Annotated in this window: 27 protein-coding genes; 2 read left to right on the plus strand and 25 right to left on the minus strand. The window is 62.7% G+C overall.

The features are described 5' to 3' along the window. Positions 1-142 precede the first annotated feature (142 nt). Positions 143-1,135, plus strand: a complete 993-nt coding sequence (locus HR9077_RS07735; RefSeq protein ID WP_136066453.1) for a zinc-dependent alcohol dehydrogenase family protein — start codon at positions 143-145, stop codon at positions 1,133-1,135. Between the two features lie 107 nt (positions 1,136-1,242). Here the strand turns inward: HR9077_RS07735 and ssb are convergent, their stop codons facing one another. Both ssb and HR9077_RS07745 read right to left on the minus strand, forming a co-directional pair. Beyond that, positions 1,243-1,803 (minus strand): single-stranded DNA-binding protein, encoded by a 561-nt coding sequence (gene ssb, locus HR9077_RS07740; protein WP_136066454.1) that lies wholly within the window; start codon positions 1,801-1,803, stop codon positions 1,243-1,245. A gap of 28 nt (positions 1,804-1,831) precedes the next feature. Continuing rightward, the gene (locus tag HR9077_RS07745; RefSeq protein ID WP_136066455.1) at positions 1,832-3,214 is read right to left on the minus strand and encodes an MFS transporter; all 1,383 of its coding nucleotides are present in this window, start codon (positions 3,212-3,214) and stop codon (positions 1,832-1,834) included. A 209-nt stretch (positions 3,215-3,423) separates the two neighbouring features. On the opposite strand from HR9077_RS07745, the gene uvrA reads away from it, so the two are divergent. Then, positions 3,424-6,291, plus strand: coding sequence for an excinuclease ABC subunit UvrA (gene uvrA, locus HR9077_RS07750; protein WP_136066456.1), 2,868 nt, complete (start codon positions 3,424-3,426; stop codon positions 6,289-6,291). 133 nt (positions 6,292-6,424) lie between these two features. Here uvrA and rplQ read toward each other — a convergent pair whose 3' ends face one another. From rplQ to rpsS, 23 genes are all read right to left on the minus strand, one after another. After that, positions 6,425-6,808, minus strand: a complete 384-nt coding sequence (rplQ, locus tag HR9077_RS07755) for a 50S ribosomal protein L17 (protein ID WP_136066457.1) — start codon at positions 6,806-6,808, stop codon at positions 6,425-6,427. A 35-nt stretch (positions 6,809-6,843) separates the two neighbouring features. Beyond that, positions 6,844-7,842, minus strand: a complete 999-nt coding sequence (locus HR9077_RS07760; protein ID WP_136066458.1) for a DNA-directed RNA polymerase subunit alpha — start codon at positions 7,840-7,842, stop codon at positions 6,844-6,846. Between the two features lie 87 nt (positions 7,843-7,929). After that, a complete protein-coding gene (rpsD, locus tag HR9077_RS07765; RefSeq protein WP_031384757.1) occupies positions 7,930-8,550 on the minus strand; it encodes a 30S ribosomal protein S4 in 621 nt (206 codons plus the stop codon). 12 nt (positions 8,551-8,562) lie between these two features. Beyond that, complete coding sequence (gene rpsK, locus HR9077_RS07770) at positions 8,563-8,949, minus strand: 30S ribosomal protein S11 (RefSeq protein WP_011505752.1); 387 nt, start codon at positions 8,947-8,949, stop codon at positions 8,563-8,565. Positions 8,950-8,988: 39 nt separating this feature from the next. After that, positions 8,989-9,345, minus strand: coding sequence for a 30S ribosomal protein S13 (gene rpsM, locus HR9077_RS07775; protein WP_136066459.1), 357 nt, complete (start codon positions 9,343-9,345; stop codon positions 8,989-8,991). 130 nt (positions 9,346-9,475) lie between these two features. Further along, complete coding sequence (gene rpmJ / locus HR9077_RS07780) at positions 9,476-9,589, minus strand: 50S ribosomal protein L36 (RefSeq protein WP_031384759.1); 114 nt, start codon at positions 9,587-9,589, stop codon at positions 9,476-9,478. Positions 9,590-9,619: 30 nt separating this feature from the next. Further along, positions 9,620-10,954 (minus strand): preprotein translocase subunit SecY, encoded by a 1,335-nt coding sequence (gene secY, locus HR9077_RS07785; RefSeq protein WP_136066460.1) that lies wholly within the window; start codon positions 10,952-10,954, stop codon positions 9,620-9,622. Beyond that, the gene (gene rplO / locus HR9077_RS07790) at positions 10,955-11,389 is read right to left on the minus strand and encodes a 50S ribosomal protein L15 (protein WP_136066461.1); all 435 of its coding nucleotides are present in this window, start codon (positions 11,387-11,389) and stop codon (positions 10,955-10,957) included. Between the two features lie 3 nt (positions 11,390-11,392). Continuing rightward, positions 11,393-11,575, minus strand: coding sequence for a 50S ribosomal protein L30 (gene rpmD, locus HR9077_RS07795; protein ID WP_136066462.1), 183 nt, complete (start codon positions 11,573-11,575; stop codon positions 11,393-11,395). 6 nt (positions 11,576-11,581) lie between these two features. Continuing rightward, positions 11,582-12,082, minus strand: coding sequence for a 30S ribosomal protein S5 (rpsE, locus tag HR9077_RS07800; RefSeq protein ID WP_031384763.1), 501 nt, complete (start codon positions 12,080-12,082; stop codon positions 11,582-11,584). A gap of 11 nt (positions 12,083-12,093) precedes the next feature. Continuing rightward, positions 12,094-12,444, minus strand: a complete 351-nt coding sequence (gene rplR, locus HR9077_RS07805) for a 50S ribosomal protein L18 (RefSeq protein ID WP_136066463.1) — start codon at positions 12,442-12,444, stop codon at positions 12,094-12,096. A gap of 9 nt (positions 12,445-12,453) precedes the next feature. Then, positions 12,454-12,984, minus strand: coding sequence for a 50S ribosomal protein L6 (gene rplF, locus HR9077_RS07810; RefSeq protein WP_136066464.1), 531 nt, complete (start codon positions 12,982-12,984; stop codon positions 12,454-12,456). A 9-nt stretch (positions 12,985-12,993) separates the two neighbouring features. Further along, positions 12,994-13,386 (minus strand): 30S ribosomal protein S8, encoded by a 393-nt coding sequence (gene rpsH / locus HR9077_RS07815; RefSeq protein ID WP_136066465.1) that lies wholly within the window; start codon positions 13,384-13,386, stop codon positions 12,994-12,996. Positions 13,387-13,414: 28 nt separating this feature from the next. Beyond that, positions 13,415-13,720 carry a 30S ribosomal protein S14 gene (gene rpsN / locus HR9077_RS07820; RefSeq protein WP_031384767.1) on the minus strand — a complete coding sequence of 102 codons (306 nt, stop codon included), beginning with the start codon at positions 13,718-13,720 and terminating at the stop codon, positions 13,415-13,417. 10 nt (positions 13,721-13,730) lie between these two features. Then, positions 13,731-14,270, minus strand: a complete 540-nt coding sequence (gene rplE, locus HR9077_RS07825) for a 50S ribosomal protein L5 (protein ID WP_136066466.1) — start codon at positions 14,268-14,270, stop codon at positions 13,731-13,733. Between the two features lie 18 nt (positions 14,271-14,288). After that, entirely contained in the window at positions 14,289-14,606 is a 318-nt protein-coding gene (gene rplX, locus HR9077_RS07830) for a 50S ribosomal protein L24 (RefSeq protein WP_136066467.1), read from the minus strand. A gap of 14 nt (positions 14,607-14,620) precedes the next feature. After that, a complete protein-coding gene (gene rplN, locus HR9077_RS07835; RefSeq protein ID WP_031384770.1) occupies positions 14,621-14,992 on the minus strand; it encodes a 50S ribosomal protein L14 in 372 nt (123 codons plus the stop codon). Between the two features lie 53 nt (positions 14,993-15,045). Continuing rightward, positions 15,046-15,306 carry a 30S ribosomal protein S17 gene (rpsQ, locus tag HR9077_RS07840; protein ID WP_136066487.1) on the minus strand — a complete coding sequence of 87 codons (261 nt, stop codon included), beginning with the start codon at positions 15,304-15,306 and terminating at the stop codon, positions 15,046-15,048. 1 nt (position 15,307) lies between these two features. Next, positions 15,308-15,499 carry a 50S ribosomal protein L29 gene (gene rpmC, locus HR9077_RS07845; RefSeq protein ID WP_019020535.1) on the minus strand — a complete coding sequence of 64 codons (192 nt, stop codon included), beginning with the start codon at positions 15,497-15,499 and terminating at the stop codon, positions 15,308-15,310. After that, the gene (rplP, locus tag HR9077_RS07850) at positions 15,499-15,912 is read right to left on the minus strand and encodes a 50S ribosomal protein L16 (RefSeq protein ID WP_031384772.1); all 414 of its coding nucleotides are present in this window, start codon (positions 15,910-15,912) and stop codon (positions 15,499-15,501) included. Before rplP ends, rpmC begins: the two co-directional genes overlap by 1 nt. A 15-nt stretch (positions 15,913-15,927) precedes the next feature. Further along, complete coding sequence (rpsC, locus tag HR9077_RS07855) at positions 15,928-16,626, minus strand: 30S ribosomal protein S3 (protein WP_136066468.1); 699 nt, start codon at positions 16,624-16,626, stop codon at positions 15,928-15,930. An 11-nt stretch (positions 16,627-16,637) separates the two neighbouring features. After that, positions 16,638-16,970, minus strand: coding sequence for a 50S ribosomal protein L22 (gene rplV / locus HR9077_RS07860; protein ID WP_076749609.1), 333 nt, complete (start codon positions 16,968-16,970; stop codon positions 16,638-16,640). Positions 16,971-16,988: 18 nt separating this feature from the next. Beyond that, positions 16,989-17,264 carry a 30S ribosomal protein S19 gene (rpsS, locus tag HR9077_RS07865; RefSeq protein WP_072824351.1) on the minus strand — a complete coding sequence of 92 codons (276 nt, stop codon included), beginning with the start codon at positions 17,262-17,264 and terminating at the stop codon, positions 16,989-16,991. Positions 17,265-17,279: the final 15 nt, after the last annotated feature.

Below are 17,279 nucleotides of genomic sequence, written 5' to 3' on the forward strand. Positions count from 1 at the left end.
GGTACGACAGGATCCGGCATGAATCGCACAGGATCGACCATGGCAGTGCCACGTGGTGTCTTCCACACTGTGCTACGTATCAATCACCGATGCGTCCACGTTGTCGCTTCGGCGCCCACTATTCAGCCAGGGAGGCAATCGAATGACACAAGCCATCCGCTTTCATGAAACCGGCGGACCCGAGGTACTGCGCTTCGAGGAGCACGAGCCCGGTGAGCCAGGTAGCCAGGAACTGCGCGTGCGCGTCGAGGCGATCGGCCTCAACCGCGCCGAGGCGATGTTCCGGTCCGGCAACTACCTGGAAGACCCGCAACTGCCGGCGGGCCTCGGTTACGAAGGCTCGGCGGTGGTCGAAGCCGTGGGCGACGGCGTCACGGGCTTCGCCGAGGACGACGCGGTGAGCGTGATCCCCGCCTTCTCGATGAACCGCTACAGCCTGTACGCCGAGCGCGCGATCGTGCCCGTCCATGCCGTGGCGCCGCGCCCGGAGGGGCTCGATGCGGTCCAGGCCGCGGCGATCTGGATGCCCTTTCTGACCGCCTACGGCGCGCTGATCGATATCGCCCGACTCTCTCGCGGCGAGGCGGTGATCATCCCCGCGGCGTCGAGCAGCGTGGGCCTGGCGGCGATCCAGATCGCCAACAGCGTGGGCGCAGTGTCGATCGCCGCGACCCGCAGCTCGGCCAAGGCCGACGACCTGCGCAAGGCCGGTGCGGCCCACGTCATCGCCACCCAGGAGCAGGATGTCGCCGCCGAGGTCATGCGCATCACCGACGATGCCGGTGCCCGCGTGGTGTTCGACCCGGTCGCCGGTTCCGGCGCGCAGACGCTGGTCGACGCCATGGCGCCGTACGGCACCTACTTCGTCTACGGCGCCCTGAGCGGCGAGCCGACGCCGTTCCCGATGATCGCCGGCATGAACAAGGCGCTGACCATGCGCGGCTACACGCTGCTCGAGATCATCGCCGACCCCGAACGCTTCGAAGCCGGCAAGCGCTTCATCTACGCCGGTATCGAGCGCGGCGATTTCAAGCCGATCGTCGCCCGCACGTTCGGCTTCGCGGAGATGGTCGACGCCCACCGCTACATGGAATCCAACCAGCAGTTCGGCAAGATCGTGGTCACCGTACCGTAACCCGGAGCGCCCCGCTCATCGGCAAGACAGTCAGGCAATACAAGGGCCGAACGTAAAAAAGCCCGCAGAATGCGGGCTTTGACTTTCCATGGCCAAGTGCGGGCCGCTCAGAACGGGATCTCGTCGTCGAAATCGTCGAAGCTGCCGGGCTGCGGGGCGCCGTAGTTGCCACCCTGCTGGCCGCCGCCCTGCTGACCACCCTGAGCCGGTGGCTGCTGGGGCGGACGCTGGGGCTGCTGCGGCGGCGCATTGTTGGCATGGCCGCCCTGCTGGCCGCCCTGGGGTGCGTAGCCACCCTGCTGGGGCTGCTGCTGGGGAAAGTCGCCACCGCCGCGCGAATCGAGCATCTGCATGTCGTTGGCGACGATCTCGGTGCTGTACTTGTCCTGGCCGTTCTGATCCTGCCACTTGCGCGTCTGCAGGCGACCTTCGATATACACCTTGCCGCCCTTCTTCAGATACTGCTGGGCGATCTCGGCGAGCTTGTTGAACAGCACCACGCGATGCCATTCGGTGCGCTCCTGACGCTGGCCGCTCTGACGGTCGGTCCAGGTATCGGTGGTCGCCAGGTTGAGGTTGGCCACCGCCGTTCCCGACGGCGTGAAGCGCACTTCGGGGTCCTGACCCAGATTGCCGATCAGGATGACCTTGTTTACACCACGGGCCATGTTTGACTCCTTGCTAGTGGGCGGGCGCTCACGCGCCCCTTGAATCGTGTCGGGTGCCGGCCACCCGGGCCAGCGCCTCGGCGTCCAGTCGCTGACGATCGACCTTGAGGTAGGCGACGCGCTCTTCGGGCACCACCAGTACGTCCTCGACCCCGGCTATGTCGGCGAAGCGCGCCATCAGCGCATCCAGGGCATCGCCGGGATGGTCGTCCAGCGTCACGATCTCGCTGGACAGGTGGCGCGGCGCAGGCATCCGCCAGATCACCGCCAACCACACGGCACCCAGCAAGGCGGCACCCAGGAACACCGCATCATACCCGAAATGCTGCGACAGGGCCCCGCCCAGCACCCCGCCCAGGAAAGCGCCGAGGAACTGGCTGGTCGAGTAGACGCCCATCGCGGTGCCCTTGGCACCCGCCGGGGCGAGCTTGCTGATCATCGACGGCAGGGTGGCCTCGAGCAGGTTGAAGGCGACGAAGAACGCCCACAGCAGGCCGATCAGCGTCCAGCGCTGGTGGCCGAGCTCGCCGAGCGCCAGCAGCACCAGGGTCATGCCCGCCACCGCGCCGAGGAAGGTCGCCTTCATGCGCCGGCGCTTCTCGGCGACGATCACCAGCGGCACCATGCCGACGAAGGCCAGCCCCATCACCGCCAGATAGACCCAGCCCTGGTCGGCGGCGGCGATGCCCACGTCGACCAGCCGGAACGGCACCGCAACGAAGGCGGCGGTCAGGATCAGATGCAGGGCAAAGATCGAGAAGTCCAGCCGCAGCAGGCTGGAGCTGGTAAGCGTGGTGCGCAACTGCTCACGATCGAGGCCGACGTCCTGGTGGCGCGCCACCCGCGGCGCCGCCGGCACCAGCCGCCAGAGCACCAGCAGGCTCGCCAGGGCGAGCAGCGCGGTCAGCCAGAATACGCTGGTCAGACCGAAATGCGCGGCCATCAGCGGGCCGACGACCATGGCGATGGCGAAGGCCACGCCGATCGACAAGCCGATGGTGGCCATCGCCGCGGTGCGGATCTCCTCGCGGGTCTGATCGGCAAGCAGCGCCATGATCGCCCCGGCCACCGCGCCGCTGCCCTGCAGGCAGCGGCCGACGATCACCGTGGCGATGGAGTCCGCCTCGGCGGCGATCACGCTGCCCAGCGCGAACAGCAGCAGGCCGCCGGCGATCACCACCTTGCGGCCGATACGATCGGAAAGCAGCCCGAAGGGAATCTGGAAGATGGCCTGGGTCAGGCCGTAGGCGCCCAGCGCCAGGCCCACCAGCAGCGGCGTGGCGCCGGCGAGGTCCTCGGCGTACAGCGCCAGCACCGGCAACACCATGAACAGGCCGAGCATGCGCGTGGCGTAAAGCCCGGCGAGCCCGGAGATGGCGCGGCGCTCAGAGGTCAACAGTCGAGCAGTCATGGCGGGTCGCAGTCTGGGTGAACGGGAAGGAAAACAGCTTGCGAATCGCGTCGGCCGGCAGCGGTCGCGCGCCTCGACTATTCTACCGGTTCGCCAGTCGCCGGGAAAAGCCGTGTGGCGCCTGGTCGGCGGAGTTTCGCCGGCACTCGCTTTGCCGGGCCTTCGCCCAACGCCGTATAATCGAACTTTTGCGCGCTCACGAGGTGGCAATGGACAAGATTCAGGTCCGTGGGGCCCGCACCCACAACCTCCAGAACATCGATGTCGAACTGCCGCGCGACCGGTTGATCGTGGTCACCGGGCTGTCCGGCTCGGGCAAGTCGTCGCTGGCCTTCGACACGCTCTATGCGGAGGGCCAGCGGCGTTACGTCGAATCGCTGTCCACCTACGCGCGCCAGTTCCTGTCGATGATGGAAAAGCCCGACATGGACCATATCGAGGGTCTGTCGCCGGCGATCTCGATCGAGCAGAAATCGACCTCGCACAACCCGCGATCGACGGTCGGCACCATCACCGAGATCTACGACTACCTGCGCCTGCTGTTCGCCCGTGCCGGGACACCGCGCTGCCCCGAACACGACATCGACCTCGAGGCGCAGACCGTCTCGCAGATGGTCGATCAGGTACTGACGCTGCCCGAGGCCAGCAAGCTGATGCTGCTGGCGCCGGTGATCAAGGGCCGCAAGGGCGAGCACCTGCAACTGCTCGCCGAACTGCGGGCCCAGGGCTACGTGCGCGCGCTGGTCGACGGACATGTCTACGAGTTCGACGAGATTCCACCGCTGGACAAGAACAAGAAGCACGACATCAGCGTGGTGGTCGACCGCATCAAGGTGCGCGAGGACCTTCAGCAGCGCCTCGCCGAGTCGTTCGAGACCGCGCTGAATCTCGCCGACGGCATCGCCATCGTGCATTTCATGGACGGCGAGCGCGACGACATCACCTTTTCGGCGCGCTTCGCCTGCCCGGTGTGCGGCTACTCGATCGCCGAGCTCGAGCCGCGGATGTTCTCGTTCAACAACCCGGCCGGCGCCTGCCCGACCTGCGACGGCCTGGGCAGCCAGCAGTACTTCGATGCCGACAAGCTGATCAGTCACCCCGATCTATCGCTGGCCGAGGGCGTGATCAAGGGCTGGGACCGGCGCAGCGTCTACTACTTCAACCAGTTGCAGGCGGTCGCCAAGCACTACCGCTTCAAGCCCGAGACGCCCTGGAACGAGCTGGCTCGCCACGAGCGCGACATCGTGCTGCATGGCAGCGGCGACGACGACATCGCCTTCAGCTACGTCAACGACCGCGGTCGCAAGGTGACCCGCGAGCATCCGTTCGAGGGCGTGCTGCCCAACATGCAGCGGCGCTATCGCGAGACCGAGTCGAGCATGGTGCGCGAGGACCTGGCCAAGTACCTGGCGATCCAGCCCTGCCCGACCTGCCACGGTAGCCGCCTGCGCCGCGAGTCGCGTCACGTGTTCATCGACGATCACACCCTGCCCGAGATCGTGCGCTTTCCGATCGGTGACGCCTGGCGCTACTTCAAGACGCTCGAGCTGCCCGGCCGCAAGGGGGAGATCGCCGCCAAGATCGTCCACGAGATCCATGCCCGGCTGGAGTTTCTGGTCAATGTCGGCCTCGACTATCTCAACCTCGAGCGCAGCGCCGAGACGCTCTCCGGCGGCGAGGCCCAGCGGATTCGCCTGGCCAGCCAGATCGGCGCCGGCCTGGTGGGGGTGATGTACATCCTCGACGAGCCGTCGATCGGCCTGCACCAGCGCGACAACGACCGCCTGCTCAAGACCCTCGAGCGGCTGCGCGACCTGGGCAACACGGTGATCGTCGTCGAGCACGACGAGGATGCCATCCGTGCCGCCGATCACGTGCTCGACATCGGCCCCGGCGCCGGCGTCCACGGCGGGCGCATCGTCGCCCAGGGCACCCCGGGCGACATCGAGCAGTGTCCACAGTCGCTGACCGGTCAGTATCTGGCTGGTACCCGGCGCATCGAGGTGCCGCCATACCGGATACCCGGCCACCCGGACAAGGTCCTGCGGCTGAGCGGCGCCCGCGGCAACAACCTGCAGAACGTCGACCTCGCGCTGCCGTTGGGGCTGTTCGTCTGCGTCACCGGGGTTTCCGGCTCGGGCAAGTCGACGCTGATCAACTCGACGCTGATGCCGATCGCCGCCCGCGAACTCAACAGGGCCACGACGCTGACACCGGCGGCCTACGATCAAATCGAGGGGCTCGATCAGCTCGACAAGGTCATCGATATCGACCAGAGCCCGATCGGGCGCACGCCGCGCTCCAATCCGGCGACCTACACCGGGATCTTCACGCCGATCCGCGAACTGTTCTCGGGCACTCAGGAAGCGCGCTCGCGGGGCTACAAGCCGGGGCGCTTCAGCTTCAACGTCAAGGGCGGTCGCTGCGAGGCGTGCCAGGGCGAGGGCATGATCAAGGTCGAGATGCACTTCCTGCCGGACATCTACGTGCCCTGCGACGTCTGCAAGGGCAAGCGCTACAATCGCGAGACCCTGGAGATCGCCTACAAGGGCAAGAACATCCACGAGGTCCTCGAGATGACCATCGAGGAAGCGCTGGAATTCTTCAGCCCGGTACCGGCGATAGCCCGGCGCCTGCAGACGCTGATGGACGTGGGCCTGTCCTACGTGCGCCTGGGCCAGAGTGCCACCACACTGTCGGGCGGCGAGGCGCAGCGCGTCAAGCTGGCCCGCGAACTGGCCAAGCGCGATACCGGGCAGACGCTCTACATCCTCGACGAGCCGACCACCGGGCTGCACTTCGAGGACATCCGCCAACTGCTCGGGGTGCTTCACCGGCTACGCGATCATGGCAATACCATCGTGGTGATCGAGCACAATCTCGACGTGATCAAGACCGCCGACTGGCTGATCGACCTCGGCCCCGAGGGCGGCTCCGGCGGTGGCCGGATCATCGCCGAGGGCACCCCGGAGCAGGTCGCCAGGCACGAGGGCTCGCATACCGGGCGTTTCCTCAAACCGATGCTGGAACGCGCCACGAGCGGCGAGCCACGAGTGACGAGCAGCGCAGAGACCTAATCCGGGCTAGTAGCTCGTAGCTCGTCTTCCCTGCTCCCAGGCGCGAAGCGCCGCTCTTCAGGCTTCAAACTAAAAAAGCCGGCTCCCGAGGGAGCCGGCTTTCGTATCGGCCTTGGACGGCACAGCGCGAGGATCAGTCCTCGGCGGCTTCCTCGATGACCGGACGGTCGACCAGTTCGACATAGGCCATCGGCGCGTTGTCGCCGGTGCGGTAACCGCACTTGAGGATGCGCACGTAACCGCCGGGGCGGTTGGTGTAGCGCGGGCCCAGCTCGTTGAAGAGCTTGCCGACCGTATCCTTGGAACGGGTACGGCTGAAGGCCAGGCGACGGTTGGCGACGCTGTCCTGCTTGGACAAGGTGATCAGCGGCTCGATGTGACGACGCAGTTCCTTGGCCTTGGGCAGGGTTGTCTTGATGACTTCATGCTCGACCAGCGAGACGCACATGTTCTTGAACATGGCGTGGCGGTGCGAGCTCGTACGATTGAGGTGACGACCACTCTTACGATGACGCATGGTTGTGATTCCTTAACTGGGGCTCGAGTCGACGCTCACGCGGAGGCCTTGTCGTCCTTGAGGCTCGCCGGCGGCCAGTTTTCCAGCCGCATGCCGAGGGACAGGCCGCGCGCTGCCAGGACGTCCTTGATCTCGTTCAAAGACTTCTTGCCGAGGTTGGGAGTCTTCAACAGCTCGACTTCGGTACGCTGAATGAGATCGCCGATGTAATAGATATTCTCGGCCTTGAGGCAGTTGGCGCTGCGGACGGTCAACTCGAGATCGTCTACGGGGCGCAGCAGGATAGGATCGATGTGATCCTGTTCCTCTTCAACTTCCTGTTCCTTGTCGGCTTCCAGGTCGACGAACGCACCCAACTGTTCCTGCAGAATGGTTGCGCTGCGACGGATCGCCTCTTCCGGATCCAGGGTGCCGTCGGTTTCCAGGTCGATGACCAGCTTGTCGAGGTCGGTGCGCTGTTCGACGCGCGCCGCTTCGACGGCATAGGAAACGCGGCGTACGGGGCTGAAGGTCGCATCCAGCTGCAGGCGACCGATGGTCCGCGATTCGTCATCCGCGTCGGCACGAGTATCCGCGGGCTCATAACCACGGCCACGAGCGACCTTGAGCTGCATCTTCAGCTCGGCGCCCTCGTTGACGTGAGCGATCACGTGCTCGGGATTGACGATATCGACATCATGGTCGACGGCGATGTCGCCGGCCGTGACGACACACGGGCCCTGCTTGTTCAGCGAGAGCACCGCTTCGTCGCGGCTGTGCATCTTGATCGCCACGTCCTTGAGGTTCAGGAGGATCTCGATGACATCTTCCTGGACCCCTTCGATCGCACTGTATTCGTGCTCAACACCGGCGATTTCCGCTTCCACCACGGCACAGCCGGGCATGGAAGACAGCAGGATGCGACGCAGAGCATTCCCCAGGGTGTGACCGAAACCGCGCTCGAACGGCTCGAGCACGATCTTCGCGTGGTGCGCGTTGATCTCTTCGACCTTGATATCGCGAGGACGGAGAAACTCTGTCACTGAACGCTGCATATGAACACCTTTCAGGCTGCCAAACGGATACTCGGTACTCGGAGCCGGGCACGCAGCGCGCGCCCGGCATCACGCGTGGGACGCTGATTACTTCGAGTACAGCTCGACGATCAGGTTTTCGTTGATGTCGGCAGACAGGTCGCCGCGTTCCGGGACAGCCTTGAAAGTGCCTTCCATCTTCTTCGAATCGACATCGATCCAGGTCACGTCGCCGCGCTGGCCGGACAACTGCAGGGCGTGTTGGATACGCGCCTGGTTCTTGGCCTTTTCACGCACGGTGACGACGTCGCCGGGACGGACCTGATAAGAAGCCACGTTGACGCTGCGCCCGTTGACGGCGATCGCCTTGTGGCTGACCAACTGACGCGCTTCGGCACGCGTGGAGCCGAAGCCCATGCGATAGACGACGTTGTCCAGTCGGGATTCGAGCAGTTGCAGCAACAACTCGCCGGTCGCGCCCTTCATGCGGGCCGCTTCCTTGTAGTAGTTGCGGAACTGGTTCTCGAGCACGCCGTAGATACGACGCACTTTCTGCTTCTCGCGAAGCTGCAAGCCGTAGTCGGAAAGACGCTGACGGCGCTGGCCGTGCACACCCGGAATCTGCTCGGATTTGCACTTCTTCTCGAAGGGAGTGACACCGCTCTTGAGAAAGAGGTCGGTCCCTTCACGACGAGACAGTTTGCACTTCGGTCCAATATAACGAGCCATGAGTCTGTCTCCTTAAACGCGGCGTTTCTTCGGCGGACGGCAGCCGTTGTGGGGAACGGGCGTCGCGTCGGTGATGCTCTGCACGCGGAAGCCGGCGGCATTCAATGCGCGCACGGCGGACTCACGGCCAGGACCGGGGCCCTTGACCAGCACGTCGACGTTTTTCACACCATACTCGGCTGCAGCAGTCGCTGCACGTTCGCTTGCCACTTGAGCAGCGAACGGGGTGCTCTTGCGAGAACCACGAAAACCCGAACCACCGGCAGTCGCCCATGAGAGCGCGTTGCCCTGGCGGTCTGTGATCGTCACGATCGTGTTGTTAAAAGAGGCATGGATGTGGGCTACCGCATCCACTACCTGCTTTTTAACCTTTTTACGGTTACTACGCGGGTTAGCCATGTTGATGTTTCTTCCTGTCTTAACGCCAGAACATGCGTTTTATTTGCGAATCGGTTTGCGCGGGCCCTTGCGGGTACGCGCATTGGTCTTCGTGCGCTGACCGCGCAGGGGAAGACCACGACGATGACGCAGACCACGGTAGCAACCCAAGTCCATCAGACGCTTGATATTCAGCGTCGTGTCGCGACGAAGGTCACCCTCAACGGTGTACTTGCCGACCTCGGTGCGCAGCGCATCTACCTGTTCGGCAGACAGCTCCTGCACCTTGGCGGTGGGTACGATGCCGACCGCGGCACAGATGTCCTGCGCGCGAGTACGGCCAATCCCGAAGATATAGGTCAGCGAGATCGCCGCATGCTTGTTGTCCGGGATATTGACGCCTGCAATACGGGCCATCAGCTTACTCCGAAATTTGAGCGGCTTGCTCGTTTGTTCATCTACAAAAGGCGCAACAGCTTACACCTTTGTCCCTCTCGAGACAAGGGTGCAAGCCGGCGCCCGCTTTCGGTCAACGTCAGGAACAGAATCAGCCCTGGCGCTGCTTGTGCCGCGGTTCGGTGCAGATGACGCGAACCGCGCCATTACGCCGAATGATCTTGCAGTTGCGGCACATTTTCTTGACGGAAGCTCGAACTTTCATCGTTCTCTCCATTACGCGGTCGGCGTGCGCTCAGCGCATCAGGCCGCCGCTTCCGTAGCCTTTCAGGTTGGACTTCTTCATCACCGATTCATACTGGTTCGACATCAGATGCGATTGAACCTGGGCCATGAAGTCCATGATGACCACCACCACGATCAGCAGGGAGGTTCCGCCGAAGAAGAACGGAACGTTCCAGGCAATGATCAGGAACTGCGGCATCAGGGAAACAGCGGTGATGTAGAGGGCACCGAACAACGTCAAGCGGGTCATGACCTTGTCGACGTAGCGAGCGGTCTGCTCGCCGGGGCGGATGCCCGGAAGAAACGCGCCTGACTTCTTGAGGTTGTCAGCCACATCCTTGGGGTTGAAGACCAGCGCCGTATAAAAGAAGCAGAAGAATACCACTGCCGCGGCGAAAAGCAATATGTACAGCGGCTGCCCCGGCCCAAGCGACTGCGATATCACCTGCAACCACTCGAAGCCTTCGGCGGAACCCATCCATTGCCCGATCGATGCCGGAAACAGCAGGATGCTCGAGGCGAAGATCGCCGGAATGACGCCGGCCATATTGACCTTGAGCGGCAGATAGCTGCTCTGCCCGGCATACATCTTGTTACCGACCTGACGCCGCGGATAATTCACCGTGATGCGACGCTGGCCGCGCTCGATGAATACCACGAAAGCCACGGTGGCGATCGCCAGCACCGAGAGTGCCAGCAGCGGCAGCACATTCCAGGCGCCATCGTTGCGCGCCAGTTCGAAGGACTGCCCGATCGCGCTCGGCAGCCCGGCGACGATGCCGGCGAAGATGATCAGCGAAATGCCGTTGCCGATCCCCTTCTCGGTGATCTGCTCGCCCAGCCACATCAAAAACACCGCACCGGCGACGAACGACACGATCGCCGTGAAGTAGAAGCTGAAGTCGCTGGTATAGGTCACGCCCTGTCCGACCAGACCGACTGCCATGCCGGTCGCCTGAATCAACGCCAGTAACACGGTCCCGTAACGGGTGTACTGACTGATCTTGCGCCGGCCGGCCTCACCTTCCTTCTTCAGCTGCTCAAGCTGGGGCGAGACCGCCGTCAGAAGCTGCATGATGATCGACGCGGAGATGTACGGCATGATCCCCAGCGCCAGAATGCTCATGCGCGACAGCGCACCCCCGGAGAACATGTTGAACATGCCCAGGATGGTGCCCTGGTTTTCCCTGAACAAGGCAGCGAGCTGGTCAGGATCGATACCGGGAACGGGAATATGGGCACCGATTCGGTACACCACGATGGCGATGAACACGAAGCGCAAGCGCGCCCAGAGTTCACTCAAGCCGCTTCCCCCCATTGCCGGCATGTTTCCTGACTTAGCCATTTATTCCTCGACCTTACCGCCAGCGGCTTCGATCGCGGCACGGGCACCCTTGGTGACCTTGAGTCCGCGCACGGTAACCGCCTTGTTCAGTTCGCCGGAAAGGATCACCTTCGCGAACCGCGTGGCGTCCTTGAGCACGTTGGCCTGCTTGAGCGTTTCCAGATCGACGACATCGCCACTGACCTTGGCCAGCTCGGCGAGACGCACTTCCTCGGAAACCAGCGACTTGGCCGACGTGAAGCCGAACTTGGGCAGACGACGCTGCAGCGGCATCTGACCGCCCTCGAAACCCGGCTTGACGCTACCGCCGGTACGAGACTTCTGGCCCTTGTGGCCACGACCGCCGGTCTTGCCCAGACCGGAGCCGATGCCACGACCGACACGCTTCTCGGCGTGCTTGGAACCCGGAGCCGGGCTCAGGCTATTGAGTTTCATGGATCACTCTCCCTCAACACGAACAAGGTAGTTAACCTTGTTGACCATACCGCGTACGGCCGGGGTGTCTTCCAACTCGACGGTGTGCCCGATGCGACGCAGCCCAAGACCCTTCATGGTGGCCTTGTGCTTGTTCAGAACGCCGATGGTGCTGCGCACCTGAGTAACCTTGATCAAAGCTGCCATGGTGCCTTACCCCGCGATCTCTTCGACGGACAGGCCGCGCTTGGCGGCGATGTCGTCCGGTGACTGCATGGCGGAGAGACCGTTGATGGTCGCGCGCACCACGTTGACCGGATTGGTGGAACCGTAGCACTTGGCCAGGACGTCATGGACACCGGCCAGCTCGAGCACGGAGCGCATGGCACCGCCAGCGATGATCCCGGTACCTTCGGAAGCCGGCTGCATGAATACCTTGGAGGCGCCGTGACGGGCCTTCACCGGGTACTGCAGCGTGCTGCCACGCAGGTTGACCTTGACCATGTTGCGGCGTGCCTGGTCCATCGCCTTCTGGATCGCGACCGGCACTTCGCGCGCCTTGCCGCGGCCGAAGCCGACCCGGCCGTTGCCGTCACCGACGACGGTCAGCGCGGTGAAACCGAAGATGCGGCCACCCTTGACCACTTTGGCGACACGGTTGACCTGCACCAGCTTCTCTTGCAGGTCGCCGCCTTTCTGTTCGATATTCGCCATCGTAAAACCCTTTAGAATTCCAGGCCGCCTTCGCGTGCGGCATCGGCCAGCGCCTTGACGCGGCCGTGATACTTGAACCCGGCACGATCGAAGGCGACCTGAGTGATGCCCGCCTGCTTGGCGCGCTCGGCAATCAAGGCGCCCACCTTGGCGGCAGCATCGGCGTTGCCGGTTCCGCCTTCACGCAGGGTGCTATCCAGCGTGGAGGCACTGGCCAGGACCTGGCCGCCGTCCGGCGAGATGATCTGCGCGTAGATGTGGCGCGGCGTACGATTGACGCTCAGGCGATACACGCCCAGCTCGCGGATCTTGGCGCGAGCGCGGCGGGCACGACGGAGACGAGATTCTTTCTTCGCGTTCATAACCCTGCCTTACTTCTTCTTGGCTTCTTTGCGGCGGACAACTTCGTCGCCGTACCGGATACCCTTGCCCTTGTAGGGCTCGGGCGGCCGGAAGGCACGAATTTCCGCTGCCACCTGGCCGAGTTGCTGCTTGCTCGCGCTCTTCAGCACGATGATGGTGTTCTTGGGCGTTTCCGCCGTGACACCTTCGGGCAGCGTGTACTCGACCGGGTGAGAGAAACCCAGTGTCAGGTTGAGCGTCTTGCCACTTGCCTGGGCACGGTAGCCGACGCCATTGATCTCGAGGGACTTGGTGAAGCCCTCGGTGACACCGGTGACCATATTCTGGACCAGTGCACGTGTGGTGCCGACCATTGCCCAGCTCTTGGCGGACTCGCTCGGAGCGAAGGTCAGCTGACCCTCTTCCTGACCGATCACCACGTCGGGGTGGACGGTCATGCTCTGGGAGCCCTGACCGCCCTTGACGGTCAGCTGGTCGGCGTCGAACTTGGCCTCGACGCCGCTCGGCAATTTAACCGGATACTTGGCTACGCGGGACATTCGTCACTCCTAGAATACGGTGCAGATGACTTCACCACCGACACCGGCGCTGCGCGCTGCGCGATCGGTCATCACCCCGTTGGAGGTGGAAACGATCGCGACACCCAGGCCATCCGCGACTTTCGGCAGCTCGCCCTTGCCCTTGTAGATGCGCAGGGACGGCTTGGAAACGCGCTGGATATGCTCGATGACCGGCCGGCCCTCGAAATACTTGAGGGTCACCGACAGCTGCGGCTTGGCGCCTTCGGCAACCGTGAAGTCGCCGATGTAGCCCTCGTCCTTCAATACACGGGCCACTTCGACCTTCAGCTTGGAGGACGGCATGGTGACCGTCTCCTTGGTAGCCATCTGCGCATTGCGGATACGGGTGAACATATCCGCCAGCGTATCTTGCATGCTCATTACGTTACGCTCCTGATTCTTCGTGGCGTTACCAGCTGGACTTCTTCAGCCCAGGGACGTCGCCACGCATGGCTGCTTCGCGCAGCTTGTTGCGGCCCAAGCCAAACTTGTTGTAGTAGCCGTGCGGCCGACCGGTGATACGGCAGCGATTGCGCTGACGAACCGGACTGGAGTCGCGCGGCAACGACTGCAGCTTGAGCTGGGCGTCGAAGCGCTCTTCATCAGAAGCGTTGACGTCGTAGATTACAGCCTTGAGCTCAGCGCGCTTGGCGGCGTATTTGGCCACCAGCTCCGCGCGCTTCTGCTCACGCTCAACCATGCTTTTCTTTGCCATGATCCCACCCTTATTTCTTGAACGGGAAGTTCAGCGCGCTCAGCAGCGCACGGCCTTCGTCATCGCTGTTGGCTGTGGTGGTGATGGTCACATCGAGACCACGAATCCGGTCGATCTTATCATACTCGAGCTCCGGAAAGATGATCTGCTCACGCACGCCCATTGAGTAGTTGCCACGGCCGTCGAAGGACTTCGGGTTGAGACCCCGGAAGTCGCGAACGCGCGGGATAGCGATGTTCACCAGGCGATCGAGGAAGTCCCACATGCGCTCGCTGCGCAGGGTCACCTTGATGCCGATCGGCCAGCCTTCGCGGACCTTGAAGCCCGCGATGGACTTGCGTGCCTTGGTGATCATCGGCTTCTGACCGGAGAGCTTCTCCAGGTCACCGATAGCGTTGTCGATCAGCTTCTTGTCGCTGGTCGCGTCACCGATACCCATGTTGAGGGTCACCTTGGTGATCCGGGGTACCTGCATGACGTTGGCGTAGCTGAACTGCTCGCGGAGTTGAGCCACCACCTCGTTCTGATAACGTTCTTTCAAGTTCGCCATTTTGCCATCCGACTCGCGTTAGGCGTCGATCTGCTTTTGCGTCGACTTGTAGATACGTACCTTGGTACCGTCTTCCGACATCTGGAAGCCGACGCGATCCGCTTTGCCGGTCTCCGCATTGAAGATGGCCACATTGGACGCGTGAATCGAAGCCTCGCGCTCGACGATACCCCCCTGGTTGCCCAGCATGGGGTTGGGCTTGGTGTGACGTTTGATCATGTTCACATCCGACACGACATAACGGTCGTTATCGAGAACGCGCTTGACCTTGCCACGCTTGCCCTTGTCCTTGCCGGCAATGACGATTACTTCGTCGTCACGTTTGATCTTTTGCATATCCGCCTCGCTCCTTACAGCACTTCAGGCGCTAAGGAAATGATCTTCATGAACTTCTCGGTACGAAGCTCACGAGTGACCGGCCCGAAGATACGGGTACCGACCGGCTGTTCGTTGGTGTTGTTCAACAGAACCGCCGCATTTCCATCGAAGCGGATCAGCGAACCGTCGTTCCGACGGACGCCACTACGGGTGCGGACCACGACCGCCTTCATGACCTGGCCTTTCTTGACCTTGCCACGCGGAATGGCCTCTTTCACCGTTACCTTGATGATGTCACCCACGCGGGCGTAGCGACGGTGCGAACCGCCCAACACCTTGATGCACTGCACCCGGCGCGCGCCGCTGTTGTCGGCGACATCCAGCATTGTCTGAGTCTGAATCATCGGTTTTCTCCAAACCTAATCTGACTGCACTGGTTCCGAAAGGCGCGAGCCGATCAGCCCTTGGCCTGCTCAACGACCTCAACCAGCGTCCAGGCCTTCTTCTTGGACAGCGGACGGCATTCCTCGATGGAAACCGTGTCGCCGGCCTTGGCCTGGTTCGCCTCGTCGTGGGCGTGCAGCTTGGTGGAGCGCTTCATGTACTTGCCGTAGATCGGATGGCGTTCGCGACGCTCGATCTTGACGACAATCGACTTGTCCATCTTGTCGCTCACCACCGTTCCGGTGAGCGTACGGGCTTTCTTCTCTTCGGCCATCTCAGTCACCTGCCTTCTCGTTGAGCACCGTCTTCACGCGGGCAATATCCCGGCGCACCTGCTTGAGCAGATGGGTCTGGCTCAACTGGCCGGTGGCCTTCTGCATGCGCAGGTTGAACTGCTCGCGGAGGAGTTCGAAAAGCTGCTCCTGCAGCGCTTCGACCGATTTTTCACGAATTTCCTGGGCTTTCATCACATCACCGTCCGTTTCACAAAGGTGGTCGAGACCGGGAATTTCTGAGCCGCCAGCGAGAAGGCTTCGCGCGCCAGCTCCTCCGGGACCCCTTCGATCTCGTAGAGCACCTTGCCGGGCTGGATCTGCGCGACCCAGTACTCGACGGAGCCCTTGCCCTTACCCATACGGACTTCCAGCGGCTTTTTGGTCACTGGCTTGTCCGGGAAGACACGGATCCAGATCTTGCCGCCACGCTTGACGTGGCGCGTGATCGCACGACGACCGGCTTCGATCTGGCGAGCGGTGACGCGACCGCGCCCCGTTGCCTTCAGGCCGTATTCGCCGAAACTCACCTTGCTTCCGCGATGGGCCAGGCCACGATTGCGGCCCTTCATCACCTTGCGGAATTTCGTACGCTTGGGTTGCAACATCGATTACATCTCCCCTTACTTGGAACCTTTCTTCTTGGGTGCAGCCTGAGCCTGTTGCTTCTGCTTGGCACGCACCTCTTCGATGCCCCCGAGGATTTCACCCTTGAAGATCCACACCTTGACGCCGATGACGCCGTAGGTGGTGTGGGCTTCGTAGGTCGCGTAATCGATGTCCGCACGCAGGGTGTGCAGCGGCACACGACCTTCGCGGTACCATTCGGTACGCGCGATTTCCGCACCACCAAGACGCCCTGACAGCTGGATCTTGATGCCGCCAGCGCCCAGGCGCATGGCGTTCTGTACGGCGCGCTTCATGGCGCGGCGGAACATCACCCGGCGCTCGAGCTGGCCGCAGACGTTCTGCGCGACCAACTGGGCGTCGAGTTCCGGCTTGCGGACTTCCTCGATGTTGACGTGCACCGGCACGCCCATCATCTCGGTGACGTCACGGCGCAGCCGGTCGACGTCTTCGCCCTTCTTGCCGATCACGATGCCCGGACGGGCGGTGTGAATGGTGATACGGGCGTTATTCGCGGGGCGCTCGATGGTGATACGGCTCACGGAGGCGTTCTTCAAACGCTTCTCCAGGAAGCTGCGCACTTCGAGGTCGCTGTTCAGCTTGTCGGCATAAGCACCGCGTTCGGCGTACCAGACCGAAGTATGGTCCTTGACGATACCCAGCCGAATACCTGTCGGATTTACTTTCTGACCCATCTGGTCGACTCCTACTTCTCGGCTACCTTGACGGTGATGTGGCATGTGCGCTTCAAAATGCGATCCGCACGGCCCTTGGCGCGCGGCTGGATGCGCTTGAGCGTCATGCCCTCATCGACACAGATGGTCGAGACACGCAGCTCGTCGATGTCCATGCCGTTGTTTTCTTCCGCGTTCGCGATGGCGGACTGAAGCACCTTCTTGACCAGCTTGGCAGCCTTCTTCGGTGAGAAGGTCAGCAGATCAATCGCTTCGGCGACCGGTTTACCGCGCACCTGGTCAGCCACCAAACGGGCCTTCTGGGCGGATAAACGAGCGCCACGCAGCTTAGCTGTGACTTCCATCTCTCAATCCTCTCTGGCTTACCGTTTGGCTTTCTTGTCCGCCGCATGGCCGCGGTAAGTGCGGGTGGCAGCGAATTCGCCCAGCTTGTGGCCAACCATTTCCTCGGAGACGTGCACCGGGACGTGTTGGCGACCGTTATGGACTGCAATGGTGAGCCCGACCATGTTGGGCAGGATCATCGAACGACGCGACCAGGTCTTGATCGGTTTGCGGTCGTTCTTTTCCACTGCAGTCTCAACCTTCTTCAACAGATGAAGGTCAATAAAGGGACCTTTCTTCAGTGAACGTGGCACAGCCGTTACCTCTTG

Source organism: Modicisalibacter radicis (assembly GCF_900961225.1).
Lineage (GTDB): Bacteria > Pseudomonadota > Gammaproteobacteria > Pseudomonadales > Halomonadaceae > Modicisalibacter.